Origin of the sequence: Haloplanus sp. GDY1 (assembly GCF_023703775.1) — an archaeon.
Lineage (GTDB): Archaea > Halobacteriota > Halobacteria > Halobacteriales > Haloferacaceae > Haloplanus > Haloplanus halophilus.
The window spans coordinates 2,652,533-2,675,777 of sequence record NZ_CP098514.1; the positions used below are offsets into that span (position 1 = coordinate 2,652,533).

30 protein-coding genes are annotated in these 23,245 nt (G+C 64.6%); 15 read left to right on the top strand and 15 right to left on the bottom strand.

All coding sequences use genetic code 11. The features are described 5' to 3' along the window. The first annotated feature begins 120 nt into the window (after nucleotides 1–120). Together NBT67_RS14145 and NBT67_RS14150 are read left to right on the top strand one after the other, a co-directional pair. A complete protein-coding gene (locus NBT67_RS14145) occupies nucleotides 121–417 on the top strand; it encodes a hypothetical protein (RefSeq protein ID WP_251342408.1) in 297 nt (98 codons plus the stop codon). A gap of 143 nt (nucleotides 418–560) precedes the next feature. Beyond that, complete coding sequence (locus NBT67_RS14150) at nucleotides 561–731, top strand: hypothetical protein (protein WP_251342409.1); 171 nt, start codon at nucleotides 561–563, stop codon at nucleotides 729–731. A gap of 94 nt (nucleotides 732–825) precedes the next feature. Here NBT67_RS14150 and NBT67_RS14155 read toward each other — a convergent pair whose 3' ends face one another. Then, a complete protein-coding gene (locus NBT67_RS14155) occupies nucleotides 826–1,110 on the bottom strand; it encodes a hypothetical protein (RefSeq protein WP_251342410.1) in 285 nt (94 codons plus the stop codon). A 275-nt stretch (nucleotides 1,111–1,385) separates the two neighbouring features. On the opposite strand from NBT67_RS14155, the gene NBT67_RS14160 reads away from it, so the two are divergent. Further along, nucleotides 1,386–1,991 (top strand): site-specific integrase, encoded by a 606-nt coding sequence (locus NBT67_RS14160; protein ID WP_251342411.1) that lies wholly within the window; start codon nucleotides 1,386–1,388, stop codon nucleotides 1,989–1,991. Between the two features lie 207 nt (nucleotides 1,992–2,198). Here the strand turns inward: NBT67_RS14160 and NBT67_RS14165 are convergent, their stop codons facing one another. From NBT67_RS14165 to NBT67_RS14225, 13 genes are all read right to left on the bottom strand, one after another. Next, a complete protein-coding gene (locus NBT67_RS14165; protein WP_251342412.1) occupies nucleotides 2,199–2,378 on the bottom strand; it encodes a hypothetical protein in 180 nt (59 codons plus the stop codon). Nucleotides 2,379–2,441: 63 nt separating this feature from the next. Further along, on the bottom strand, nucleotides 2,442–2,738 hold the full coding sequence (locus tag NBT67_RS14170; protein ID WP_251342413.1) for a hypothetical protein: 297 nt from the start codon (nucleotides 2,736–2,738) through the stop codon (nucleotides 2,442–2,444). Then, nucleotides 2,735–2,878, bottom strand: coding sequence for a hypothetical protein (locus NBT67_RS14175; RefSeq protein WP_251342414.1), 144 nt, complete (start codon nucleotides 2,876–2,878; stop codon nucleotides 2,735–2,737). Before NBT67_RS14175 ends, NBT67_RS14170 begins: the two co-directional genes overlap by 4 nt. Then, the gene (locus NBT67_RS14180) at nucleotides 2,878–3,861 is read right to left on the bottom strand and encodes a hypothetical protein (protein ID WP_251342415.1); all 984 of its coding nucleotides are present in this window, start codon (nucleotides 3,859–3,861) and stop codon (nucleotides 2,878–2,880) included. The genes NBT67_RS14175 and NBT67_RS14180 overlap by 1 nt, the downstream gene beginning before the upstream one ends. Continuing rightward, nucleotides 3,854–4,219 carry a GtrA family protein gene (locus NBT67_RS14185; protein ID WP_251342416.1) on the bottom strand — a complete coding sequence of 122 codons (366 nt, stop codon included), beginning with the start codon at nucleotides 4,217–4,219 and terminating at the stop codon, nucleotides 3,854–3,856. Before NBT67_RS14185 ends, NBT67_RS14180 begins: the two co-directional genes overlap by 8 nt. Continuing rightward, complete coding sequence (locus NBT67_RS14190) at nucleotides 4,210–4,602, bottom strand: hypothetical protein (RefSeq protein WP_251342417.1); 393 nt, start codon at nucleotides 4,600–4,602, stop codon at nucleotides 4,210–4,212. The genes NBT67_RS14185 and NBT67_RS14190 overlap by 10 nt, the downstream gene beginning before the upstream one ends. Beyond that, entirely contained in the window at nucleotides 4,595–5,836 is a 1,242-nt protein-coding gene (locus NBT67_RS14195; RefSeq protein WP_251342418.1) for a hypothetical protein, read from the bottom strand. The genes NBT67_RS14190 and NBT67_RS14195 overlap by 8 nt, the downstream gene beginning before the upstream one ends. A gap of 224 nt (nucleotides 5,837–6,060) precedes the next feature. Next, the gene (locus tag NBT67_RS14200; protein ID WP_251342419.1) at nucleotides 6,061–6,354 is read right to left on the bottom strand and encodes a hypothetical protein; all 294 of its coding nucleotides are present in this window, start codon (nucleotides 6,352–6,354) and stop codon (nucleotides 6,061–6,063) included. Then, nucleotides 6,341–7,099, bottom strand: a complete 759-nt coding sequence (locus tag NBT67_RS14205) for a polyprenol monophosphomannose synthase (RefSeq protein WP_251342420.1) — start codon at nucleotides 7,097–7,099, stop codon at nucleotides 6,341–6,343. The genes NBT67_RS14200 and NBT67_RS14205 overlap by 14 nt, the downstream gene beginning before the upstream one ends. After that, on the bottom strand, nucleotides 7,096–7,878 hold the full coding sequence (locus tag NBT67_RS14210; RefSeq protein WP_251342421.1) for a homing endonuclease associated repeat-containing protein: 783 nt from the start codon (nucleotides 7,876–7,878) through the stop codon (nucleotides 7,096–7,098). The genes NBT67_RS14205 and NBT67_RS14210 overlap by 4 nt, the downstream gene beginning before the upstream one ends. A 147-nt stretch (nucleotides 7,879–8,025) precedes the next feature. Beyond that, complete coding sequence (locus NBT67_RS14215; protein WP_251342422.1) at nucleotides 8,026–8,946, bottom strand: hypothetical protein; 921 nt, start codon at nucleotides 8,944–8,946, stop codon at nucleotides 8,026–8,028. Beyond that, entirely contained in the window at nucleotides 8,943–9,569 is a 627-nt protein-coding gene (locus NBT67_RS14220; protein WP_251342423.1) for a hypothetical protein, read from the bottom strand. The genes NBT67_RS14215 and NBT67_RS14220 overlap by 4 nt, the downstream gene beginning before the upstream one ends. Continuing rightward, nucleotides 9,556–9,813 carry a hypothetical protein gene (locus NBT67_RS14225; RefSeq protein ID WP_251342424.1) on the bottom strand — a complete coding sequence of 86 codons (258 nt, stop codon included), beginning with the start codon at nucleotides 9,811–9,813 and terminating at the stop codon, nucleotides 9,556–9,558. Before NBT67_RS14225 ends, NBT67_RS14220 begins: the two co-directional genes overlap by 14 nt. A 107-nt stretch (nucleotides 9,814–9,920) precedes the next feature. On the opposite strand from NBT67_RS14225, the gene NBT67_RS14230 reads away from it, so the two are divergent. The 12 genes from NBT67_RS14230 (at nucleotide 9,921) to NBT67_RS14285 (ending at nucleotide 22,047) form a co-directional block, all read left to right on the top strand. Continuing rightward, nucleotides 9,921–10,409 carry a hypothetical protein gene (locus NBT67_RS14230; protein WP_251342425.1) on the top strand — a complete coding sequence of 163 codons (489 nt, stop codon included), beginning with the start codon at nucleotides 9,921–9,923 and terminating at the stop codon, nucleotides 10,407–10,409. Between the two features lie 55 nt (nucleotides 10,410–10,464). Beyond that, nucleotides 10,465–10,758 (top strand): hypothetical protein, encoded by a 294-nt coding sequence (locus tag NBT67_RS14235; protein WP_251342426.1) that lies wholly within the window; start codon nucleotides 10,465–10,467, stop codon nucleotides 10,756–10,758. Next, on the top strand, nucleotides 10,758–11,087 hold the full coding sequence (locus tag NBT67_RS14240) for a hypothetical protein (RefSeq protein WP_251342427.1): 330 nt from the start codon (nucleotides 10,758–10,760) through the stop codon (nucleotides 11,085–11,087). The genes NBT67_RS14235 and NBT67_RS14240 overlap by 1 nt, the downstream gene beginning before the upstream one ends. Next, nucleotides 11,084–11,671, top strand: a complete 588-nt coding sequence (locus NBT67_RS14245) for a hypothetical protein (protein ID WP_251342428.1) — start codon at nucleotides 11,084–11,086, stop codon at nucleotides 11,669–11,671. The genes NBT67_RS14240 and NBT67_RS14245 overlap by 4 nt, the downstream gene beginning before the upstream one ends. Then, nucleotides 11,671–12,843: a hypothetical protein gene (locus tag NBT67_RS14250; RefSeq protein ID WP_251342429.1), complete on the top strand. Its 1,173-nt coding sequence runs from the start codon at nucleotides 11,671–11,673 to the stop codon at nucleotides 12,841–12,843. Before NBT67_RS14245 ends, NBT67_RS14250 begins: the two co-directional genes overlap by 1 nt. Nucleotides 12,844–12,921: 78 nt before the next feature. Then, nucleotides 12,922–13,455 carry a hypothetical protein gene (locus NBT67_RS14255; protein WP_251342430.1) on the top strand — a complete coding sequence of 178 codons (534 nt, stop codon included), beginning with the start codon at nucleotides 12,922–12,924 and terminating at the stop codon, nucleotides 13,453–13,455. A gap of 3 nt (nucleotides 13,456–13,458) precedes the next feature. After that, nucleotides 13,459–14,085 carry a hypothetical protein gene (locus tag NBT67_RS14260; protein WP_251342431.1) on the top strand — a complete coding sequence of 209 codons (627 nt, stop codon included), beginning with the start codon at nucleotides 13,459–13,461 and terminating at the stop codon, nucleotides 14,083–14,085. Between the two features lie 55 nt (nucleotides 14,086–14,140). Next, nucleotides 14,141–16,144, top strand: coding sequence for an autotransporter outer membrane beta-barrel domain-containing protein (locus tag NBT67_RS14265; RefSeq protein WP_251342432.1), 2,004 nt, complete (start codon nucleotides 14,141–14,143; stop codon nucleotides 16,142–16,144). Beyond that, a complete protein-coding gene (locus NBT67_RS14270) occupies nucleotides 16,141–16,524 on the top strand; it encodes a hypothetical protein (protein WP_251342433.1) in 384 nt (127 codons plus the stop codon). Before NBT67_RS14265 ends, NBT67_RS14270 begins: the two co-directional genes overlap by 4 nt. A gap of 2 nt (nucleotides 16,525–16,526) precedes the next feature. Then, nucleotides 16,527–16,841 (top strand): hypothetical protein, encoded by a 315-nt coding sequence (locus NBT67_RS14275; RefSeq protein WP_251342434.1) that lies wholly within the window; start codon nucleotides 16,527–16,529, stop codon nucleotides 16,839–16,841. Next, entirely contained in the window at nucleotides 16,838–17,260 is a 423-nt protein-coding gene (locus NBT67_RS14280) for a hypothetical protein (protein ID WP_251342435.1), read from the top strand. The genes NBT67_RS14275 and NBT67_RS14280 overlap by 4 nt, the downstream gene beginning before the upstream one ends. Continuing rightward, on the top strand, nucleotides 17,257–22,047 hold the full coding sequence (locus tag NBT67_RS14285; protein WP_251342436.1) for a hypothetical protein: 4,791 nt from the start codon (nucleotides 17,257–17,259) through the stop codon (nucleotides 22,045–22,047). Before NBT67_RS14280 ends, NBT67_RS14285 begins: the two co-directional genes overlap by 4 nt. 2 nt (nucleotides 22,048–22,049) lie before the next feature. Here NBT67_RS14285 and NBT67_RS14290 read toward each other — a convergent pair whose 3' ends face one another. Beyond that, on the bottom strand, nucleotides 22,050–23,120 hold the full coding sequence (locus NBT67_RS14290) for a CAP domain-containing protein (RefSeq protein ID WP_251342437.1): 1,071 nt from the start codon (nucleotides 23,118–23,120) through the stop codon (nucleotides 22,050–22,052). Nucleotides 23,121–23,245 lie beyond the last annotated feature (125 nt).

A 23,245-nucleotide genomic window follows, 5' to 3' on the forward strand; every position in this document is an offset into this window, starting at 1 on the left:
TTCACAGAACTGCGCAACTTCTAAGTGGCTACAGACCGTGGTATAGCATGAGGACGCCACGACGCCGAGGAAATCTCGGCCGCGTGCTGTAACACGCGACCGTGGGTTCTCGCTCGAACGATGTCGAAAGCGAACCCATCGCCCACTACGGGCGACACGACCGATAACTGTACCGACTACACGACCAAGCTGCTGCCCCAACACGTCTACCTCGGTCGCGACCGCGAGGGCTACGTCCACCACCTCGACCGGGACGCGAACGCCGTCCACCGCGTCGAGGACGCTGGCGAGCGCGAGCGGGTGACGCCCCTGGGCGACGCCCACCTCGACGACTATCTGGCGTTCGTCGCTGACGAAATCGGCTGGACCGACCGCAAGCAGGCCGCGACGTGGGACTTTTTCGGGAGGGATCGCTGATGCCCCGCGTCTACGGCACCACCTGCGCAAGCTGTCGGGCGGTGATGCTCCGCGGGCCGGGCGAGGCGCCGATCTGCACGACTTGCATGGCTCGCGAAGATGCGGCCCCCAGGTAGATGCCCACTGACCGCGAGCGCGCGCTGATGCAGCTGGCCCAGGCCGAGACGCGAGCCGATAACGCTGACGCGCGGGAACACATCCGCGCGGCCCGTGAGGCGATTCGGGCGATGACGCCGACTGGCCTCCAAGAGTGCCCAGTCTGTGGGCGCGTCGGCGTGCCGAACCAGATCGCCGTCCACGACTGCGACGGCTGAGGCCGACACTGATTTTTGGGAGCGGGCGATACGACTGCCTACCGCGGCGGCGAACTCGGAACATTGGAACTGGGATGGGGTCGTCGTCGCGGTCTTACTTGACGTGGCGATGCGGTTCGTCGGCGGCCAGGCGCACGGCCGACCAGGGGATCGTCTCGTCGGTCTTCTTATCGAGCAGTTCGTAGTGCTCGGGATCGAGATCTTCGCCGTGCTCGGACGCGCGGCGACACATCCGACACCAGATGTGATTGTTCGTCCGATCCCACGTGGTGTGGCCGTTCGGACAGACGTACCGCAGCCGATCCGCGTCGTCGGAGCGGTCGATCACGACTGGATCCGGCGCGTCGGCGGCGGCGCTGCCATCGGCTTTCAGTGCCATACGAGACTGGCGACGAGCGCGACTGACATAATTCGTTTTCTGCAACGCGGTGAAAGTAAACACGGACGGGAGAGTACGCGTGATACCGAATTTCGACGCACGCAAATCGTCTGACGGGTGTCGGGTTTTCGAGGTATCGGTGAAAGTGGTCAGCGGAATGTAGGGTGACGACTTCTCACACAAGTCGGAAACGAAACCCACGAATGCCCCTGCTATCCGCCTCGATCACGCCGCACCCGCCGTCTTGAAGTGCATGATTCTCATAACAACCTTACATGAGGCTCGAAGCGACCGGCGCCGAGGATCAATTCAAAGTGTGGATGACTGACGCCGAACTCGAAGACCTGGAGCGCGTCGCCGCGAGTCAGCGCGACCACATCATCATCCGCCTCGGCGGCCGGGTCGGACTGCGGGCGTTCGAGATTCCGCAAGTAATGCCGAAACACGTGAAGCGAACCGACGACGGCGAGCACTATCGGCTCCGCGTCCCCGAGGGCAAGGACACGACCGGGAACGGCGGAAAGCCTCGCGATGCCTACCTCCCGGCCGATGTCGAGGGCGATCTCCACCGCTACCAGAACGCCGAAGACATCGATAGAGGTGCGCCGTTCGTGCAGCTGACCGAGCGCGGCGTCCGCGATGTGGTAAAGCGGACGGCCGAGCGCGCGGCCGAGGAGACGGGCGACGACGACTTTCGCTACGTCTCCAGCCACGACCTCCGGCGCCGGTTCGCGCAGCGACTCCTCGTCGACGAGCAGGTCAACCCGCGCGTGGTGATGCAGGTCGGCGGCTGGGATTCGTTCGCGGCGATCGAGCCCTACCTGAACGCGCCCACGCCGGCGGTCGTGAACGAGGCTTTCGAGGACGCCGGGCTATCCTGAACGTCCGACTCCCCATCGGAAGCCGGACACGAGGGTCAAAACTCAACCCCCCGTTTCCGACAGGCAGTGACGCCATGGAATCCTCCGTGAGGAGGGGCTACTGAGTCGCCCGTTCACGTGAACGGGTACTGCGACATGTCGTCACACACGAGCTTAGCTGTTGCTCCGGAGTGGGCTGACGATGTCGATAGATCGATCCGTGTCTCCTTACTCGCGCACGCGCTCGTCGATCTCGTCCCACTGGAGCGAGCGCCGCAGGTCGTCGCGGCCCAGATCGCGGTCGCGGCGGATGCTGATGGCCACGCCACACTCACACTGGTACTCCTCGTCCGGGTGGCTGGCGCGAATCTGGTTCGAGAGTTCGGCTCCGCAATCGGGACAGATCATGGCTATCAGTTCCCCTCGCGGGGATGCCCACCGCCGGAGTCGAACCGGCGTTCTCCAAGTGGGTCAGGTGTCATTCTCTCCCAGATCGACACGCACGCCCTCGAACGGCGGCCATGGCACGACACACCGGGTAACCGGCGACTGCCGAGGGAGTCGCCGGTTCATCTTCTCGATTGCAGAGATGGCAGGCGGCGGATTCGTGGAGTACTGCGGGCTGTGCGCACGTTCATCAGTGGTAGTCACATCGCTCCCGACACCCTGCACCGTTGCCGACGCGGCGACAGCGCCGGCAACTGCACAGACGATGAGTGACCCGAATACCATCCCGAGGACGAGGACGAGCCACGATAGCGGGCTCATGGTTCCTCCTCTGTCTTGTTGGTGTACTCGACGATCGCCTCTTCGAGCAACGGCTTCACCATCGCGAGAATCACGATCTCGGCGAGGACGAACGGGAACAGCGTCGCGCCGATCCGGATCGCCATCCACGTCGGCGACATCAGTATCGCCCTCCCGTGACCTGACTCGCCACGACCACGACGCCGGCGAGCACGCCGATGCCCACGGCGATGAGTTTCAACCCGTCGAGGATACCGAACCCACTGCCCGAACTCTCGGGCGTCTGTGTCGGGAGGCCGGTCAGATTGATCGGCGTCGCCGTGGCGGTCGGCGCGATCGTGTCGGGGGTCGCCGGCGGCGTGGCGGTCGGCGTCGCCCGAGGCGTCGCCGTTGGCCGCGGCGTCGGCGCTGCGGTGGCCGTCGGCGTCTCGGCGCCGCCGACTGGCACCTTGATCGTTCGCGTGTTGCCGGCGCGATCCACCAGATCAACCGTCACGGCGCCGTCGACACCCTTCGGCGGCGCCTGGACGCGCGTGTCGATGGTGACACTGTTGTCGGTGATGTCGAGGCTGCCCTGGCGTGGGTTGACGATCTTCGTCGCGCTGACAGCGTGGAGCCGCACCGTATCGACCTGCGTGTCGTCGCTGACAGTCCCGCGAACCCGCACCATGCCGTCACCGGCCGGCGTCGCCGAGAGGGTGGCCGTCGGCGCCGCCGTATCGTCAACGGCGACCGTAATCCGGCTGACGTGGGTGTTCCCGGCCACGTCGCGGACGGTGATCGTGAGCGTCGTCCAGCCGTGCGTGCCGAGATGGATCGTCTCGTCGATCCGCTCGGTCGCGCCCAGTGAGATCGTCCGGCGGTCGGTCTCGACCCGACCGTTGACGGCGCCCTCGTAGCGGCGGACGAGCTCGACGCTCTCGATGGCACTCTCGTCGTGGATCGTCGCTACCAGGTCGATCGTGCCGTTGGCGGCCGTCCAGTCCGGATCGGCATCGTCCTCGGCCTCGGGCGGCCCCTCGTAGGGCCCGCGCTCCCACGGCGAGGACCACTCGATGCGGGGCTCGGCGGTGTCCTCGCCCTGCGCGACGGCGGTCGGCGCCAGCAACGCGACCACGAGCACCGCGGCGAGTACCCTACGCATCGGAAAACACCATCCTGTCGAAGCCGACAAAGCCCAGCGCCGCCGCGGCCGTGATCCCCAGCACGGTCGCGATGATGCCTGGGACGGCGCTGGCGACGACGGCGACGACGCCGACCCGAACCGCCAGGCGGCCGGCATCGACGCCGAGATAGCGCGCCCACTCGCGCAGCGGCTCAGCGTCGCTCGCCCACGTCTTCCGCCGGTTCCACGTCCAGTTCCACGTCGCCGCGACGACCCAGCCGACCGCTTGGGCGGCGACGATTCCAACGCCGATGGAGGCGAGTGTCGTAAAGGCGATGTCGATCGGGACGCCGGTCGCGCCGACGGCGAGGTAGGTCGCGGGCTTGGTCAGTTGCATGATCGCACCTCGAAGTTCTCGATGGCGCGTTGCTGTCCGGCGGCGAGGTAGACCTGCGCCCGGTCGCCCTCGATGACCGCACGCTCGTCAGGCGCGCTGATGGAGACGTTCCGGCCGCCGTCGTAGACGGTGATCGACGCGGGCTCCCACGTAAACTGGACGTGCTGCCGGGAGCTCCAGACGTGCGGGGTGAGGGTGAGACTCGGCGCGGACTCTTGGGAAATGTGGAGCCGCAGGTCGGTGACAGCGCCGTCCTCGCAGGTCTGACCGATGACTTCCACGTCGCCGTCGAGCGTCGCCGCCGCGTGGCCGCTCATGACGATGTTGCCGAGGACCAGCACCGTGACGACGACTGCGATGAGGATCGTCACGCCCCTACGCACTGGTGCTCACCTCCGTCTCACGGCCGAGGCGGCCGTTCAGCAGCATCACCGCGATGGGCGCGCAGACGATGAAGTAGTTGGCGAGACTTCGGTAGTTGAAAAACAGCAGCGGTGCCCACGCCAGCCACGCGAGCCACCGGAGCCGGTCGAAATACGTCCAGTACGCGACGACACTGCCGATACCGACGAGCGCCATCAACAGCGTATGGGCACCTTTCGCGATGGGGAACGCGCCCGACAGCGTCAGCGCGGAGAGGCCAACGCCGAGATGGACCAGCGTCCCGCTCGGGCCGTAGAGGTTCGTCAGCAGTCCGACGACGGCCGCCTCGGGCGCCAGCACGAACACGGGAAGGTGGATTAGGCCGAACGTACCGGCGACAGTCCCGACGTACCTCGCGGCCGTCCAGCGCCCCCGCTCGTGCCAGACCCAGAGCATCAGGAACGGGGCGCAGAACCAGGGTTGTTGCTTCATCGCCATTGCGATGCCGAACAGGACGGCGCTCCACCGCAGCGAGTCGCGACCGACGCGACTCCAGGGCCAGAAGTAGATCGCCGCCAGCAGCGGCGCGACCCAGAGTGGATCGGTCAGATCCGAAACACCCCAGGTGATGAAGTCGCCGACGAGCAGCGAGAACAGTGCGAGCGGCGCCAACTCGTGCGGGGCCGACCCGATCAGGACCACACCAGCGAGGAACGTGAACAGCAACACAGCGATCCGACTGCCGTCTTCGGCGATGGCGACGAACGGCGCCGCCACGACGGCGCTTCCGATCGGGTAGCTGTACTGGTTGACGTGCCCGCCACCGACCATCGGCGTCGGAAACTCACCACCCGAGTGCATCGACACGATGTACGGTGACTGCCCGGACAGCAACGTTCCGGCAGCCGTGTTCACGAAGTCGAGCGCGTCGGTGTTGATCGGACTCCCGTGGATCATCAGGTAGATTACGCCGAGAGCGCTCATGATCGCGAGGAAGGCCGCGCCGGAAAGTGGGCGCCCCCAGCGTCGAACGTCGACGGTCGAGACGCCGGACCCGATCAGGACGAGGGCCGTCGCGAAGACGTACATGGAGGCAATGCCCCAGATGATCGAGGGCTCGCGAGCGTAGCTCATCTCGGCGCCGAGGTGGAGCGTGAACACGCCGGCCAGCAGCGCGTAGGCGTCGGGTGCCTCGACGTCGAGATCGGGCTCGGGAAATCGGTCGAGTAGGCTGTCGGCATCATCCGTCGACATTCGACTCACCCCCTCGCCACCACGAGATCACTGCGGTGCTGCCAGCGACGAAGGCTGCGACAGCGAGTAACAGTAGTGTTCCGCCTGGGTCGTTGGTTGTGATCTCGCGCGTGGCCTTTCGGAAGGATGTACTTTCCGATTGGAACTGGCTCAAGACAATCGACACGAGGATGACGACTGTCGAGACTGCCGCAGAGATGCGTGGCCCCATCATCTGCCCCCGGTCATCTGTCGACATCGTTACCTCCGAACGGAAGGTTGATCGTGATGCTGATGAGTGGCTGACTCTTTTCTGTGCACTCATCGTCGGGAGCTCCTCGACGGCCTTCCCTCGCCTTCTCGGCGTTTCGATAAACACGCCGAATGTCCTCTGCCGACGGGCCGAGGGCGAAGAACGTCTGGTAGTTTTCGAGGACGTGATCGGGCAGTTCGTGCCCTGTCTCCTCGAGATACTCCTCTTGAATACCCTCAAGCATCTCTTCTTCATCGAAAGGAAGGTCGAACTCATCCGTCGACATGCTCCACCTCCGGGGAGACGACCTGAACGCTCTCTCGACGAGCCGGGATTGTCAATTGTATCAGATGTTTGACATATTTTAGATACTCTCGCGGTCCGAGACCCGACACACCCTCCTCACGCTCGGCGAACGTGTACGGAACCTCGTCGATCCGACTGATCGGACAGCGCGCGACGAGTTCGAGGAGGATCTTGTATCCGTGCGGCCGCAACCGCTCGCGCACGGGATCGACCACGTCAGCCTCGACGGCGAAGTAGCCGCTCATCGGATCGGAGAGTTTCCGGGCGGTCGGCACGGCCAGCTGGGCGAGCGTCTCGGCACCCATCGAGATCACGCGGCGATGGGTGGGCCAGTCGCCCGCGACCTCGCCACCGTCGACGTGGCGCGAACAGACCGCCAGATCCGCACCGTCGTCGAGCCGATACAGGAGGTTGCGGATGCGTCGCGGGGGATGTTGGCCGTCGGCATCGAGGACGACGTAGCGGTCGCCAAGCCCGATCTCGAAGCCCTCCAGGACAGCACTCGCCAGCCCGGTCTCGTCGTGGCGACGAATCCAGCGGACGCGAGTCTGGGCAGTCCCGTAGCGATCGACGAGCGCGTCGACCGTCCGCCGCGTCTCGGAGTCGTCGACGACGACGATCTCGTAGTCGCGGTCGGCGACAGCCTCGCGTGCGGCTTCGATCACGCCGCCGATGGTCTGGTGCTCCTCGAAGGTCGGTAGCACGACCGACACCGAACGGGTCATGCTTTCACCTCTACACTGCCGTGTTCGACATCCGCGTGGCAGCTGGCACAGAGTGTGATGAGATTGTCGATCTGGTTCGCGTCCGCTATTTCGTCGAATGCAGATCGAGGCGTAATGTGGTGAACGTGCAAATCGCGTCCAGTCCGCTTGCGATGCTGATCGCGGCCCATCCCACAGCGCACGCACTGTTCGTCATCTCTCCGGATCGCTTGCTTCCGATGGACGCCCCAGTTCTCGCTGTAATCGTCGTGAGCACTGGGATCGAACTGAGGATGCTCGCGCCCTTTGATCCGTCCCTCGCGCCACTCTCCGTGGCACTCCGGTGAGCAAAAGGTGTGTGTCGTCCACTCACGTTCAAGATGACACTTCGGTCGGGTGAATGTCTCGCCGCATTCGTCGCAGGTCACTTCAACAGCGCTACGGCGATTTACTGGCAACCCCGCTGCTCGCAGCGCTCCGTTCCATGAACCGAACCGATCCTCAAGCGCCCCGGCGCTGTACGCCCCGCGCCGCCGATATTCTGTGCGCGTGACAGACTTGTCTTCGTCTGCGACAGCTTGGAGATCGCGAAGCAGCTCGTCGTCAGAGTAGGTCGCCCCACGAGTGTCGTCGACATCGAGGTCCGCGGCTTCAACTGCCGCAGTCCACGACTCGAACTCGTCCCAGTACGGTCGCTCGCTGAATCTGCCTTGCTCATTCATGTCTCTAAGCCGTGGCACGGCTCCGTTCATCGCGGCAAGTCGCTTGATCTCGCCGAGCAGTTCGGCTCGTGACGCCATCAACAGGCACCTCCGCACGTATCGCGTTGGTTTCGGTCAGAGATTCTGTCCCAACGTGTTTCGCGTATGTATAGTCGGGATTCAGCGTGCACGCACGCACACCGTTTCGAACCACAACGCCGTCTGGTGATTTTGTTTTGCATAGCGTTAATCACCCACAGTAACCTCTCCCGAGGCGATTCTGCTCACTGTCGATCGATGAAGATCAACGACCTCTGCGATTTCCTTTTTGTTTAGTAAGCCGCGTGCATCCACGGCGCGAATGAACTCATTCCGTGCTTCCTTCCGTGCTTGCTTGCGTTCTTTTTCAACTCGCTCGTCGACCTCGTGCTGAGGAACATACTTGTCTTCTTCATCCTCTAGCTTGGACCACTTCTGCTCGTGCAGTTCGGCAAAGACAGGGTCATCATCGGGAAGCGCGCCCCATGTCACGTCACAGATCGGTTTAGTGTAGGTCTCATCTTGGAAGGGATTGTTCTCAAGCTTGTAGACACGAGCACGGCCACGGCGCCGAATCAGGACCCAGTAGTGGGCCATCTGGCGAATCTCTTTGTCGATCTGATTGATATCTGGTAGCGTGTAGAAACTGTACTTCTCGCCGACGCGACCCATCGCAACCTTTTCGTTTAGTTCTTGGTTGACATTCGTCATCGCCTTGCGAGCGTTGACGCCTGCCTCAGCCTCGTCGAAGACGAGCCCGGCGCCTTTCTCTTTCTCAACGTAGGCGTCGGTGAACTCTTCTGGCGTATTCGTGACTTTGTCTGGAGTGAGCCCGTCATCAGTGCGGTCAAATGCGCGGGCGAATTTGACTGCGAGGGTGGTCTTACCGGTCCCCCGGTCAGCGTAGTAGTCGCTGATGATCGCTGTCAGTTCGCGCCCTTGTTCGACGCGGTCTTCATACTGCTCGTAAAACGGCGTCTCCTCGAAATCGGTAATCCATTCATTCATCGACCACCCATCAGGGAACTCTGGACCCTGAGTCGGCGGGTATCGATCACTCCGAAGGCCGCCACGATATGCCAACGGCGCCATACCAGCAGGCCCGCGGTAATTTTTCCAGTCGCTCATAGTTCTCCTGTCGGCAGTGCACGGTCGGTTTCTTCGAGCAAGCCACACTGCTCGGCGGCGAGGTCGAGATACCGGGCCGCCCGCATCAGGATCGTCGGGCCGAGGCGCTGAGGCACTTCGACCGTCTGCTGCTCGGCACTCCAGCCATCGGCCTCGACGGTCTGTGTTTTCGTCCGATTTTGCCACGCAGAGAGTCGTTTGAGGCCACACGCCCAGTCGTACAACGGCCGCCCCTCGTCGTCAGTCACGCCCTGCGTGGTCGGCTCCACGGGCATCCCGCAGCCGGGACACGGGCCGCCGCCACTGAGATCGTGCTCTTCGCGATCGTGGACGTGGCCGCTCGCGCACGCCCACACGCGCTTGGTCGCGCGGTCTTCGGGCCAGAGTGGCGCCGACTCCCAGAGTTGTTTGACTTCGCCCGGGCGCTCAGAGATATACGGCACCAGCGCCTCGAACCACGCCAACACCGATTCGTGGAGGTTACTGTGAGCGGCCTCTTTCGGCACGTCCTCCGCGGTGCGATTCCGAACCGAGAGCCACAGTCGCCGGGCGTCGAGACACTCGCGGTATGCGCGCCGGATATTCGAGTGGTTGCCCTGTTGCTGTTGCTCAGTCGTCGCCATGGGTATCCCCACCCCCACAGAGGTCGAACACGAGGAAGCCGTTCTCGAAGTCGATGTACGGCGTCAGCTCGTCGCCTTTCCCTACGGCCAGGTTATCCGGGCCCTCCGGCGGGACGCCGATCAGATATTGGCCTTTGTTTCGCCTGAGACTGTAGTCGCGAAGCTCGACGAGTTCACCTGCCATTGCTCTGTTCACGGCCGCTTGCGCTTGGGTGCGCCGGTCGAAACGTGTCGACTGGGCCATTACTAATCGATAGGTGCTATCCTAGTAAAAACCCTGTAGCATACCCTAGGGTTAGCCATAGGATACTACTCTCGTATTATGGCATTCTGGGGATATATCCGCAGGTAATGCCTGTTACGGCAGACACGCCGACGATGGCGGCCGCGACGCGGGGCGCAGAGCCCGCCGCCCGACTCGGCCTCGACCACGACGACGCATCGACGCCCTCGCGCCTCGCGGCGCTCAAGGCAGCTGCAACCGACAAGATCGGCGAGGTAACGGACCTCGGCGAGTTCGCGTTCTCGACGGCCGACGCCTACGTGTCGGAGTACGTCGATCGCGAGGAATCGCAGTTCAACAACATCATCGGGGCAGCCATCACACTCGGACTCTCGATCATCCTGCTCATCCTGATGGCGATCGTCGCTGGCTACTTCGTCGCCGAAGCCCCCAGTGACGGCGCGTTCAGCGAGTCCATCCAGCAGGTCGAGAGTGTGGGTGGGACGGCGTTCATCCTGCTCGCCGTCGCGCTGCTCGCCGTTCCGGTGGTCGCCATCGTCGGCTACTTCATGCGGAGTGGCCTCGGCGGCTTCATCTCGGGCGGCATGACCCGATAGCGGCTTTCACACAGCCGTTTCCCGCATTTTCCATGACCGCAGAACCCTACAAAATATGAGCAAATGGACTGCCGCGTTCGCGCTGTTGGGCGTGCTCGTCGTCTTCGGCGCCGCCGGGACGCTCGCGATGGATGCTGCCTATCAGCAGACTCGCGAGACGCGCAACGCCTCGGCGAGCATCGCCGACCCGACGCCGCCCGCCCTCGAAACGGGGCGCGAGGTTGGTGGCGGCCTCTCGTCGATGCTGCCGTTACTTGCGTTTGTCGCCGTCCCGATGGGGATTCTCGGCATCCTCTCGCTCGGTGGCATCGCGTACGTCAGACGGTCGTCAGGGGGGCTGAGTCGATAATGTACGAAACCCAGTACATCCTCCTGTTTCTCGCCGGCTGTGCGCTGACCGCCGGCGCGTGGACCGACCACGCCGCCGGCTTCAGCGCCGGCGCGGGCGTGTTCGTCTGGATCATCATCGGCTTCGCCAGCCTGGCCGTCGAGCCGGCCCAGGCCGACGTGGTCGCGTCGCCGGCGCTGGCGTGGCTGAGCTTCGGCAACGCCGGGATGCACGCGGTGCGGCTGGCGCTGCATCTCCAGGCGGTGATGAGCGACGCTGACGAGGACGCGATGGCTCTCGACCCGATCCAGCAACTGCGCGATACTGACGACGACCTTCCCAACCCATGAGTCAAACTGCACAAGACATCGCCGACGAACGACGCGAACAGCAACTCCGCGAGGGCGCGATCGGGCAGGCCGCGCAGTCGGCCCAGCTCGATCAGGCCGCTCGCGGGCGCCCCCAGACGTTCATCCGCGAGATGGGCGACCCGGACATCTCCGCGCCGGCCGACGCCAGCAACTTCGAGGAGATGCTGGCGCCGGAACTCTCCCACCATCACGTCTTCGGCAACATCACACGCGAGGACTTCGAGGGGCTCAAGATCACCAATCAGGGGCTTGCGATGCAGGTCAAAGCCGAACACCCGCGCAAGGCTGGCCCGTCCTCGAAATGCACGGGCCAGTACCGCCGGGAGATGTACGGCGAGGACAAGGTCGTGCTGACCGACGACAAGGCCCGCGAGGTCGACTCGACGCTCGGCGAGGAGGGAACGCGGACGATGATGCAGTCCAAATCCGTCGAGGGAATGGCCTTCAAGGGCGCCACCCAGGTCAAAAGCGTCGTCAAAACCGAAGGCGCGGCCAGCGACGACGATGGGGGCGGCCTGATGGACTCGATCCGTGGCGCGCTCGGGATCGGAGGGGATGACTGATGTTCGGGTTCATCAAGGGCCTGATCCCCGGCACCGCACGGTACAGTCGCAAGCATCACGTCAAGTATCTCCGGAAGAAAGCCCGCGGCCACGACGCCCTCCTGCTCGTCGAGTGGGAGGACGGCAAGCTGACCGAACTCGGCGCCGACGTGCATCCCGAGATGGATGGGTGGTACGAGGCGACCAACGGCCTCGTGTTCGCGCCAGCGGGCGAGGGCGCTGATCCGGTCGATTACTACGGCGTCCCGACGATCCGCTGTCACAGCCAGATCGCCTGCCCATTCAGCACGGAGGCGTGTCTCGCCGCCGACTTCGACGAGGCGGGGCAGTTCCAGTACAACATCGACCGCGAGGACGGCACGACCCAGCAGGTCGTTGAGGTCGATATGGCCGACCAGCCCCAGGCCGACCAGCCCGGCGCCGGCAACGGTGCGAACGGCCAGGCGACGGCCGACGGTGGCGAGGAGATGGTCAGGTCGTATGACCTGCGCCCGCCCGCTGGGGCCGTGGGCTACTCGTTCTCGCTGACCCAGGCGAAACAGCGCGCGCCGAACGCAATCAGCGCGAATATGATCCGCCGGGCCGTGGAGTACGGCAAGGAGAAAGCCCGGAACGAAGGGCTGTACATGAAGGGCCTGCTGCATGGCGGCGGGATGATCCTGGGGACGCTCATCATCATCGCCCTGCTGTACATCATCGGCGGCGCCGTCCTCGGCGGTGGCGGTGGGGGCGGTGGCTCCGGTGGCGGGGGCGGCGGGTTCGTCTTCGGGTCGCTGCTGTTGCTGGCTGGGCCGCGACTCGGTCGCGCCCGTGACGAGCTCAAGGCCGACCTGGAGCAGATGCGCGAGCAGATTCGCCGCCACCCGCGACAGTTCGCGCTGGCGTCTCTCCGCGGCATCCTCTTGGGACTGAGCGCCGCGACAGCGATGATCGGGTACTGCCTCATGCTGCTGACCAGCGCCGTCTTCTGGGGCGAGTGGTTCGGCACCCACCCGACAGTCGCGAGCGAGCCACTGTGGGTGGCTGGCCAGTCGGTGCCACTGGCGACCGTGGTCGGGCTGCTCCACTGGATCGCGGCCGCCGCGCCGGTTCTGCTGCTACTGTACTGGTACACTGACCGACTGGCGGGCGCAGTCCGGACGCTTCGGGAGGCCAGGTATGCACAGCAGTAGCGCCTACTGGAACGGCTTTCTCGCCGTTCTCACCCGGGGACTAACCCGTCTCGGGCCGGGCACCGGAGGCAGGTAGCCATGGCGGCCCGGTCGGGATCGCTCGCCTGGGTCGTGCTTGCCGGCGCCGTGAGCATCGGCATCGCCGCCGCGATGTGGGGTGTGCTGGATTCGCAGTTTCTCGATACACTCATCGCGACCGACCGCTGGAGCGCCGAGCAAGGCTCGACGCTTGCGGTCGGGCGCCAGTACGTCATCCTCGCGTGGAACTGGTTCCTGTTGATCGTCGTCCTCCGGGTCGGCATCGAGGCACTCGTGGCCTCCCGACTGACTGGCGCGACGACGATGCTGCCGTTCGCGACGCTCGTGCTCCTGTCGATCCACATCCTGCTCGTGTTGTGGATGCTGACCATCCCCGAGATGGCCCAGGAGATGCTCACACTCGCGACCAACGACTTCAGCGGCGCCCTCCAGTCGATGGACGGGCTTGCACTGGCTGTTGACTTGGCCTACCAGTGGGGGATCGGCATCCTGCCGTCGGTCCTGCTGGTGATCGCTGACGGCTGGTATCTCTCCAGCCCGATTCGCAACGACATGCTCCGCCGAGGTGTCTAACTCATGACCGACAACCAAACCGAACTCGAAGCACTCCGCGACCGTGTTGCACAGCTCGAAGACCAGCAGGAACAACTCGCCCAAGGCGCCACCGACGCGCAGGGGCGCTCGTGGACGGTGAGCGACTTCCTCTCGCTCGGACTGACGCGACGCCAAGCCGTCACGGCGCTCGGCCTCATCGCCGGCGGCATGGCGCTCCCGACGGCGCTGACCCAATCAGCAGTGGCGGCGCCCGGGGACGACGGTGACACGGTGCTCGGCTCGTCGTCGAATCGGTGGGATGCCTGGATGGACGAGCTCGACGCGAATGCGGTCAGTACAGAGAAGATAGATAGCAGTCCGGGATATAGCTGGAGCGCCGAGGACAGATCATTTGATACTGTTTATAACGCCCCATCTGACAAAGATATTTATTTTGTCGTATCAGCCGAAGCAGAGGCAGATAACACACTTGTCAATCTCGGAGTCTATATCGATGGATCATTCCGGGTGTCCCCATCAGAGTCTGTTGATTCCGGGGACCGTGTGCTCACTCCAGTTTATCGTATTCCAGCTGGAGTCTCTTACGAGCTGCGGGCGTTCGGAGATTCCGGATCTTATACGATCAACAATTGGAACGAGTTACGATAGTGACGTATAGTGACCACTCAGCTCAAAAATAAAAACACGAAATAAAATCAGATAGATGAACTCCAAACCGTCCCGCGGCATCGTCCTCATCATCGCGCTCCTGCTATCGACGAGTGCCGTCGGGACGGCCGCTGCGGGCACGATCCCAATCTCCCAAAACGACAATGGAATCGTGCTCACGGAACCGGGCGGCCCCTCGATCACGCTGACTGGAGACACGACGATGTACACCGAGACAGGCAGCGTCGACTCCTCGACAGTCCAGTGGAACACGACCGCCGGGAACGCGAGTTTCAAGGCCAGCGGCGCGGCGGCTGCTACTATCGACGCATCCTCGCTGGATGCCACGACAACCTCACTCACCGAGATCAATACGACGGAGGCGGCGCTGACGGTTCGGACAGGGGAGACGCCCGCGACGACGATCGACGGCGGCGTGACTGCGCTGGAGTACTACACTGCCGGTGAGACGACACTCGGTGACGGACAGGCTGATTTCGTCTATTCGGCCTCCGGCAGCGGCTCGGTCACGCTCCGTGGGCTCCCAGCGAACACAGAGATCGCCGCCGCAACACTGAGCGGCACCGAACTCGGGGCGACCACGAGCGATAGCAGCGGCACCGCGACCATCTCGGTCAGTAGTGCCACTGACGCTCAGGTCGTGCTCTTCCAGGCCGACGCACCGACGCTGTCCGGGGCAGACCCAGCCGACGGCGCCGAGACCAACAGCTACGACGGCGACATTAGCATCAACGTCTCCGATCCGGATTTCGCGACGCGGCAGGGCGATTCGGTCACGGTGACGGCCACTGACACCGACGGCAACACGATCGGCAGCCAAACCGTCAGTAGCAATGGGACTGTTGCCTTCGACTACGCCGCGATACCGGGCCCGAATACCGTTGAGTGGACAGCCGCTGATGGCTACGACAACCAAGACTCGTTCACCCACGAGTTCACGACGCCGAGCACGCTGACACTCTACAACGAGTCGGCACCCAGCCAGGTCGTCGATGACGCAGGCGAACTCCGCGTGCGCTTTTTCGGCGAGAGCGACACTGTCGTCACGAAATCCACCGCCGACGGCACGCTCAATCTGACCGGGGTCCCAGCCAACGAGCGCTTTGTCGTCACTGTCAGCGACGAGAATGATGACTACTACTACCGGCGGATCATCATCGACTCGATTTACGAGCAGAAGGAGATCTATCTCCTCCCGCGCAGCGCCGACGCCAACGAGGTCGAGTTCCGCCTCAACGACTTTACTGGCGGCGAGTTCGATGCCCCCTCGACACGCCTCTATGTGGAGCGTGCGATTACCAAGGACTTCAACGGCGACGGTAGCAACACGACACAGTACCAGGTCGTCCTCGGGGATACCTTCGGCTCCTCGGGCGGCTTCCCGGCGGTGCTGGCGACCAACGAGCGCTATCGCCTCCGACTCGTCAACAACGATGGCGACGTGCGGATGCTCGGCTCGTACACGCCGACGCGCGACGCCATCGAGCAACTGTCCGTGCGTGGCCTCTCCTTTGAGCCGCCCGAGGGGAAGGGCTGGACCACAAACCTCAACGTCTCAACCGAAGGACGCCGGTCGGTCACCTGGAAGTACATCGACGAGAGCGACGCCACTTCGTCGCTAAATGTCTCGATCCGAAGCTCCAACGGCACCGTCGTCTATCAGGACTCAGTCCAAGACCCGGGCAACTACGCCGTCTATGGCGTTCCACTCGACAACGAGACCGAGTATGTCGTCGAGTGGAACGCCACCCGTGGTGGCGACACCATCGGTCAGACGCGGCCGGTCGGTGGCGGCGACCTCGGCATCGACATCCCGCTGGATAGCGACTGGCTCGGGACGCTCGGGATGCTCTCCGTCGTGTTCACCTTGTCGCTGGCGGGCGTCCGCAAATCCGCCTACGTCGCCATGTCGGCGGTCGTGATGGCAGGGCTGCTGATGGCACTCCAGGCGGTCAACATCTACCCGCCGCTGTGGTGGCTTGCGGCCCTGATCGCCGTCGGCGGGTACCTCAAAACAACCCAGAGACCAGGCCAATGACACGCATCCAATCAGTCCGGATCGGTGCGACGATGGTCGCCTTTATCCTCGCGCTGACCACGGTTAACGCCCTTGCGGTCGGTGCGGGGGTCGGCATCAGTCTTGGCGCCAGCGGCGTCGATACCGAGGCACTCAACCAACAGACCCAGAACTTCCAACAGCCCGAGGTGCAGGGCATCGGCCAGCAAGACCCCGGGTTCTTCGGCGTCGCGGTGGCGCTGAAGCGGACGCTGGATCAGCTGTGGGCGATCACGACGCGCCTGCATCTGATCCTCGGCGCCTACGGCGTCCCGACAGTGATCGGCGCGAGCGTCCAGGCGATGGTTGATTTCACGATGGCCATCGGCGGACTCCAGATTCTCGGGAGGTTCAAGTTCTGACCATGGTCGAGCAACTTCTCCAGGCGACCGATCCGGACTGGTTCCAGTACTGGAAAGACATGCAGTGGTTCAAAGCCGTCTTCGAGCCACTGATCTGGCGCTTTGGCCGGGCCGGCATCGGGCTGCTGATCGGCGCCCCATTCACGATGGCGCTCTGGCAACAGGCAGAGAGCGTCGTCCCGCCAGCGGTGATGCTCACGCTCTTCATGGGCCTCCTGCTCGGCGGCGCCCCGGCGGGCGCGACCATCGGCGGCTACCTCATTATCGTCGTCGCGACGGCGGTGGCCTACCGGTCGATCTTCGGGGGTGAGCGATGAGCCGGACGCCCGGCTGGTGGCGCGCGCTCCCGACGTGGGCTCAGGCCCTGTGGCTCTCGGCGTGGCTCCCCGGCGCCGTCGCTCACGAGCTGACGCATGCGCTGGTCGCCCGGCCGTGGGGCGCGGCGCGGCTCAACTGGGACGAGGTCGCCTGCGATATCGAGTGGGATGGCGACGACTATCTGGGGCGGGCCGTCGCCGCGATCGCCCCGCTGGTCGTGGGGAGCGCCCTGACCGTTGGCCTCTGGCTGACGGTCGCCGGCCGGCCGGGGAGTATCATCGGCCTCGCCGTCTCGGCGTACGCCATCCTCAACCTCGCGATCTACACGGTCGCCTCGGCGGTCGACCTGCATCGGGCGACCGTCTACGCGTACCTGTGGTACCGCCAGCGAACCAGCACTGGAGTTGATCATGCATGAGCACGAACGACACCAGCGACACGACCGACAGTTCGTCGACGGACACAACGTCCACGACGGACAGTAGCACCGACACGACCAACACCAGCAGCACGGACACCACCACGACAACCGACACCACCCAGGAGAACTCCACGACGAGCGAGCCGAGTACGACATCGACGACCGACACCAGCACCGACAGCACCACCGATACGACGACAGCCAGCGGCGCGCAGTCAGGGAGCAACAACGCCGACGCGCAATCCTCGGCGTTCGACGGTTCCGCAGGTGCCGGCACCACGGCTCAACCGGACGACCTCCCCGAACAGTATCGCGAGCAAGCCAGCGAGTTCCGCCAGGAGGCGGCCAGCGACCTCGACCGCTACGCCCCGAGCGATCTCCGTGTCACGGCCGAGGATGGGCAACTCGACGCTGAAGTCAAACCCGCCGCTCGCGAGCGCGAACTCCGCGAACAGGCCGCCAGTGAGAGCGACGCCTACGACCCGACGGACTTCCAAATCACGGAGGGCGAGGACGGCATGACCGCCCAGGTCGCCGAGCCAGCGCTCCGCGAGCAAGCGGCCAGCCAGTCGGATCGCTACGCACCCTCGGACTTCGAGGTCGCTCGACAGGACGGCCGCCTCGTCGCCCAGGTCGCCGAACAGGCGCGGCGGCGCGAACTCCGGGAACAGGCCGCCAGCGAAGCCGATGCCTACGGACCACAAGACTTCGAGATCACTGAGACCGGGGACGGACTGACCGCCCAGGTCGCCGAGCCAGCACTCCGTGAGCAGGCAGCCAGTCAATCTCCGTACGATCCTTCGGAGTACGTCGTCACCGATGACGGCGGTGTGCGCCCCTCGAAAGCAGCTGTCCGCGAGCAGGCTGCGTCAGAGCTTGACCGATACAGTGAGAGTGACATCCGTGTCACCGTGCAGGATGGCACGCTTGAGCCAGTCGTCACGGAACAGGCCAAACGCCGCGAACTCCGGGAGCAGGCCGCCAGCGAAGCCGATGCTTACAAGCCAAGTGACTTTACGATTTCAGAGGGTGAGGACGGACTGACCGCCACCGTCGCCGAGGACGCTCAGCGCCGCGAACTTCGGGAGGCTTACCGCGAGCAGGTCGCCGAGCAACACGACATCGCCGAGTCACAAGTTTCCGTCAACCTACCCGAACTGTCCGCCACGACTCAGCAATTCGACGCCAACAACGACCGCCAGATCGGGATGCAGGAGAAACTGGAGGCCATCAAGGACAAAAACGAGGGCGAGATCACCCAGCAGCAACTCCAGCAAGTACTCGACGCCCCCGAACCCAGCGTCGAACTCGGTGATGCGGCCACGCGGGAACTCGCCGCCCGCGAGTCGGATGTCTTCCGCGCGGACGACCTCGAAGTCGTTGACGGCGAGGTCCAACCCAAGCGCGACACGCCGTCACCCGAGGCCGTCAGCATCGGGCTCGGGATCGCGAACGAGGGTCCACCGGGTGCCCCAGGAAGCGACCCGACCGGCGAGATCGCGTGGGTCGGCCCGGATGGCGAGCGCATCGCGACCGGGATCGACGCCCAGTGGACCGACGACGACCCGTACTCCGCCTACGTCGATGTCCCGGATCAACGCGGCGAGTGGCGCCTCCAGGTCGGCGGCGAGACTGTCGAGACGGTCGACGTGGGTGCGGTCGGCGCCACCCGCGACACCTACCAGGCCGACGTGCCCGCTGGCTGGAACGCTGACGTAATCAGTATCGACGAGTCCGCTGGCACCGGCTCGGTCGCACAGGCGGCGTACGACCCGGACGAGCGCTACACGCCGGCCTCGGTCGACGAGGACGTGGTCGCGGGCGCCGGCGCCGCCGAGGCACTCCAGGCCGGCGTGACACCCGAGACACTCAGCGAGATCAACCCGATCAGCGAGCGCGAGGGCGCCGAGATCGCCGCGACCATCGAGCAAGGCGGCTCGCTCCAATTGACCCAGCCCGACGTGTCCGCGCCCGAGAACATCGCCGATGCCGACCAGAACCAGGCCATCCGCGAGGATATCGCCGCCGAGATCGAGGGCGTCAGCGCCGAGGAGTTGGACATCGTCGCGACCGGCAGCGGCACCGAGATCGTCGGCCCGGGCGGCGGGACGATCACCTCGCCCGGCAGCGGTGGCGGGACGCCCGGGCGGTCGCCGACCGATGCGACCTTCGACGGCAGCCGGTCGGTCGGGGATGCGGGCACGGGCGCCGGTGTGACGGCCGGGCTGGAGGCCGCGCGGCAGGAAGCCTGGCAAGAGGTCGCTGGGCAGTCGGAGTTCCTCTCTCCGGAGGATGTCGCAACCAGCGTCGAGGATGGGCAAGTCTCGGCCAGCGTCGAGCAGCCGGCGCTCAAGCGGATGGCGCGCCAGGAGACGGCCGCGGGGCGCGAAAACGTCCAGCCGAGTGATGTCGAGGCGACGATCGTCGATGGTGAGGTGCAGACGAGTATCCCGTTCCTTGAACAGGAGCAGCGCGCTGCCGTGAATCGCTACGGACAGCGACAACTCGACGCGCAGAACCGCGAAGTGGGTAACTTCGAGAACGAGCGATTAGTGCAGGAGACGACGACGAGGCTGTCTGCCCAAGACCAATTCTCGACCGGCCGCGCCGAGGTCGTCGCAAACTCTGCTCCGACTGGTCCGCCGATCGATCTGGGCGATACGCCAGTTAACGTCCCGGTCACTGAGCGCGAGGGGCAGATGCTGACAGCCCAAGATCAGTTCTCAACCGGGACGCGTGAGCGAATCCAAGCAACTGGCGAGACCGAACGTCTCGAAACGCTACTGAACCGCGAAGCTGAGGAACTCACCGCAAACGCGGGCGATATTGGGGCAAGCCTCCAACCTGAGTATGAAGTCAGCGCGACGACCGAATCCATGCTGGCTGCCCAGGACCAGCAGGCGATCACGGGTGGGACAGACGAAACTGCCCGCGCCACAGCCGAAGGGGTCGCTGATGTAGTCAACCCGTTCGGTATTGCCGCCGGGGCGAAAGAGATCGGCGAGACAGCTGCGTTCGCCGCCGGGACGACTGCGGATGCCGAAGGGCTCGACGCTGAGGACCGGACGAATATCGCTGCCGGACAGGCGGCTGCTGCCGGGCGTCAGTTCGCCGACTTCGCCGGGGATAACCCGCGGCGGGTTGGGGCCTCACTTATCACTGGCACGGCAGTAGCCGCGGCGAGTGCGCCCGCGGTCGGCGCCCTCGGCAAGCGGGCCTTCGTCGGCGCCCGCGGCCGGTTGGCAACCCGAGGACTCGACTTCGAAAGTCGCGTCGAGTTCGAAAACATCGAACGTCCAGACGTGCGGTCCGGTGAGAATCGGCTGACGACTTTCAGCGAGGAGGCGGTCCCTGGCGGCAAACGGAGCACCGACCCCGACACGTTCCCAGTAGAGACGGAGCCGCGCGATCCGGGCGCAGAACTTCGCAACCTCGCCGACGAGTACGACGATCCGGCGATCCGGGACGCGCTCGATGCCGACCCAGGGGAGCAGACGCTGTTCTCTGCCCGAAGCGGGATCAAAGGCGACCGCTTCGAACCGCGGTCACAGCGCAACTACGACCCCGACGCCGGATTCTTCTCGGGGTCTGTGTCCCGGAACTTCCTTGATGTTGACGAGACGCCTGAGTCTGGCGGCGTGCGGGCGCCCAACCCCACCGGGGCGATCCAGAGCCTCGTCGATGCAGTGAAACAGGAAGACACGCCAAACATCGTCGCCACTGCTGGCGACGTTCGGACGCTGCCGGACGATGTGCGAACCCGCGGCGAGATCACGGACTACCTGCAAGAGCGCCGTAACACGGGCGAGTTTTTCGTTCGGCAGTCAGACAATCAATCCGGCGAGGCAGAGGCGATCGTGTCTGCCTCCGGCGAGGGAAAGGACAACCCGTGGCGCGGCGCCGGCCGCGTCGACGAAGGCGAAGCGACGCAGTTCGTCGAAGTCAACGATCCTGCTGTCACGAAGGTGGGTGGCGAGCGGGTCCCGATCCAAGTGTTCCGACAGGATACTGGCGACCTCGACACCTCCGCTGGAGTGACGGGGCGATTCTCGTCGTTCCTCGAAGACGACCGCGGGATGGTCGGCGGCGGTGGGCGTCGGCGGGCAGGTCGGTCGGCTCGGCGCACTCGCTCGGACGATCTCGACAGCGAGCCCGGATATCGCCCCGGCGGCCAACCCGGGACGCCGCTTGGCCCGCCGGCGAGTGGCTTCCCTGCCTCAGGCAGTTCGATGCCCGGCAGTGACCCCGACTCGCCAGCGGGAGCGGCGCCATCGTCTGGGTTCGCATCGCCCAGCGAGACTGTCGAGTCTGTCGCGCCGTCCGGCGTGTCGTCGCCAGTCGAGAGTGTCGCGCCGTCGGACGCGCCATCCTCACCGATCGAGAGTACTGCGCCCTCAAACGTGCCCTCGTCGGCGCCGGCATCTTCTGGGTCGCCGTCTGGTGGCACCGGGTTCGGTAGCGGATCGCCCCCCACGAGCGGTATCAACAATCCACCGTACGACCCGCCGTCGAGTCCGCCCTACGAACCACCGTCGAGTCCCCCCTACGAACCACCGTCGAGTCCCCCCTACGAACCACCGTCGAATCCACCGTACGACCCGCCGTCGAATCCGCCGACGAGTCCACCACCGACCACACCGACAGAACCGCCGACTCGGCCACCAGAGTGGGATATGGACTGGGATGACAAGGAGTATCCCAACAGCTTCGAAACCGACCCGCAGCGCTTCGAGAATCCGGTCGACAACCCTTACGAGTTCCTCGGCTTCAACGTCGATCTGTAGGGCTAACAGAGTTCAAGGCTCGCATACACTTTCCCACGGCCGTCGATGTATATCCCTAGTCCCGCTTCGTCAGCGGACGAGACGAGCATCGCCTCGCGATGGTCACGAGAGTTCATCCACATAACGAACAACCCCTGAGCGATATCGCGCTCGCTGTCAACGTGGATGGTTCCATTAGCAGTACGCACGTCCTTGTTCACCCAAAAGTGAGCGGCATTCTCCGTGCCCGCGTAGTAGCGACCAGATCCGGAGATGGGAAGCCGGCACTCTGGCAGTAACCCTCGCTCGCGGTATCGGTCTTTAATCGTCGAGCCATCCGGCTCCTCGTGCCCGATGTAGTCATGTTCGGCCATATCTGCGCTGTGCGACCGGCCCATCTCCGTCAGTACGTCACGTTGCGTCACTGGCTGGAGGCCACGGGATTCGCGTTCGGTGTTCAACATCTCAATGAATACTGTTTCGACCTCCGACAGATCGTACTTCTGCCGAGGAGGGGGCGGGTTCGGCGTCGCTGTCGCCGTCGAGGTTGCGGTCGCGGTCGGACGCGCACTCGCAGTCGCCGCGGGCGTCGCCGTCGCTGTCCCGCCGGTCGCAGCAGCCGCACCGCCAGCACCGCCGGCCAACGTCCCGCCGGCCGAAATTGAGACGGGTGCGAACAGCAACACACCAGCCAGCGCGATCACGCCGAGTCGTTCCCACGTAACTGACCGAACGACCTGTCGGGTAACCACCGACTGCGTGAACAGACGTGTGACTGGGAACCCAGCAATATATCCACATTCGTCAGGCGGCTTGTGATGGTGCTGCTGGGTCGTGTGATAACACTTCGTGACGAGATCACCGGCACGGCGCGAGATTCGGCGACCACACTGCGGGCACTTGCGTGTGTTGCGCCCCGAGCGCCCGTACCAGTATCGAGTCCGGTAGTACGTCCCGATCAGGACGCGGACGCCGACGTAGACGAGCAGGGCGACAGCGAGCGACTCCGTGGGCGTCGCGCCCTCGAACCGGGCGGCAGCAGACGCGGCGCCGACCGCCAGCGCGGCAGCGAGGACGACCTGTCGCCAGCGCATACGCTGGCGTAGTGGTCAGTGGCGTGAAAAACTACCGCCGATGAACCTCCGTTTCATCTGTTTCAAGTCGAGCGACGCTTCAGGTGCGGTTTGAGGTGTGCGGTGTATTTTGGATTCTGTGACCT

Coding starts and splice junctions, on each gene's coding strand:
- NBT67_RS14145 (WP_251342408.1), top strand. CDS start 121: ATGTCGAAAGCGAACCCATCGCCCACTACGGGCGACACGACCGATAAC.
- NBT67_RS14150 (WP_251342409.1), top strand. CDS start 561: ATGCAGCTGGCCCAGGCCGAGACGCGAGCCGATAACGCTGACGCGCGG.
- NBT67_RS14155 (WP_251342410.1), bottom strand. CDS start 1,110: ATGGCACTGAAAGCCGATGGCAGCGCCGCCGCCGACGCGCCGGATCCA.
- NBT67_RS14160 (WP_251342411.1), top strand. CDS start 1,386: ATGAGGCTCGAAGCGACCGGCGCCGAGGATCAATTCAAAGTGTGGATG.
- NBT67_RS14165 (WP_251342412.1), bottom strand. CDS start 2,378: ATGATCTGTCCCGATTGCGGAGCCGAACTCTCGAACCAGATTCGCGCC.
- NBT67_RS14170 (WP_251342413.1), bottom strand. CDS start 2,738: ATGAGCCCGCTATCGTGGCTCGTCCTCGTCCTCGGGATGGTATTCGGG.
- NBT67_RS14175 (WP_251342414.1), bottom strand. CDS start 2,878: ATGTCGCCGACGTGGATGGCGATCCGGATCGGCGCGACGCTGTTCCCG.
- NBT67_RS14180 (WP_251342415.1), bottom strand. CDS start 3,861: ATGCGTAGGGTACTCGCCGCGGTGCTCGTGGTCGCGTTGCTGGCGCCG.
- NBT67_RS14185 (WP_251342416.1), bottom strand. CDS start 4,219: ATGCAACTGACCAAGCCCGCGACCTACCTCGCCGTCGGCGCGACCGGC.
- NBT67_RS14195 (WP_251342418.1), bottom strand. CDS start 5,836: ATGTCGACGGATGATGCCGACAGCCTACTCGACCGATTTCCCGAGCCC.
- NBT67_RS14200 (WP_251342419.1), bottom strand. CDS start 6,354: ATGTCGACGGATGAGTTCGACCTTCCTTTCGATGAAGAAGAGATGCTT.
- NBT67_RS14205 (WP_251342420.1), bottom strand. CDS start 7,099: ATGACCCGTTCGGTGTCGGTCGTGCTACCGACCTTCGAGGAGCACCAG.
- NBT67_RS14210 (WP_251342421.1), bottom strand. CDS start 7,878: ATGGCGTCACGAGCCGAACTGCTCGGCGAGATCAAGCGACTTGCCGCG.
- NBT67_RS14215 (WP_251342422.1), bottom strand. CDS start 8,946: ATGAGCGACTGGAAAAATTACCGCGGGCCTGCTGGTATGGCGCCGTTG.
- NBT67_RS14220 (WP_251342423.1), bottom strand. CDS start 9,569: ATGGCGACGACTGAGCAACAGCAACAGGGCAACCACTCGAATATCCGG.
- NBT67_RS14225 (WP_251342424.1), bottom strand. CDS start 9,813: ATGGCCCAGTCGACACGTTTCGACCGGCGCACCCAAGCGCAAGCGGCC.
- NBT67_RS14230 (WP_251342425.1), top strand. CDS start 9,921: ATGCCTGTTACGGCAGACACGCCGACGATGGCGGCCGCGACGCGGGGC.
- NBT67_RS14235 (WP_251342426.1), top strand. CDS start 10,465: ATGAGCAAATGGACTGCCGCGTTCGCGCTGTTGGGCGTGCTCGTCGTC.
- NBT67_RS14240 (WP_251342427.1), top strand. CDS start 10,758: ATGTACGAAACCCAGTACATCCTCCTGTTTCTCGCCGGCTGTGCGCTG.
- NBT67_RS14245 (WP_251342428.1), top strand. CDS start 11,084: ATGAGTCAAACTGCACAAGACATCGCCGACGAACGACGCGAACAGCAA.
- NBT67_RS14250 (WP_251342429.1), top strand. CDS start 11,671: ATGTTCGGGTTCATCAAGGGCCTGATCCCCGGCACCGCACGGTACAGT.
- NBT67_RS14255 (WP_251342430.1), top strand. CDS start 12,922: ATGGCGGCCCGGTCGGGATCGCTCGCCTGGGTCGTGCTTGCCGGCGCC.
- NBT67_RS14260 (WP_251342431.1), top strand. CDS start 13,459: ATGACCGACAACCAAACCGAACTCGAAGCACTCCGCGACCGTGTTGCA.
- NBT67_RS14265 (WP_251342432.1), top strand. CDS start 14,141: ATGAACTCCAAACCGTCCCGCGGCATCGTCCTCATCATCGCGCTCCTG.
- NBT67_RS14270 (WP_251342433.1), top strand. CDS start 16,141: ATGACACGCATCCAATCAGTCCGGATCGGTGCGACGATGGTCGCCTTT.
- NBT67_RS14275 (WP_251342434.1), top strand. CDS start 16,527: ATGGTCGAGCAACTTCTCCAGGCGACCGATCCGGACTGGTTCCAGTAC.
- NBT67_RS14280 (WP_251342435.1), top strand. CDS start 16,838: ATGAGCCGGACGCCCGGCTGGTGGCGCGCGCTCCCGACGTGGGCTCAG.
- NBT67_RS14285 (WP_251342436.1), top strand. CDS start 17,257: ATGAGCACGAACGACACCAGCGACACGACCGACAGTTCGTCGACGGAC.
- NBT67_RS14290 (WP_251342437.1), bottom strand. CDS start 23,120: ATGCGCTGGCGACAGGTCGTCCTCGCTGCCGCGCTGGCGGTCGGCGCC.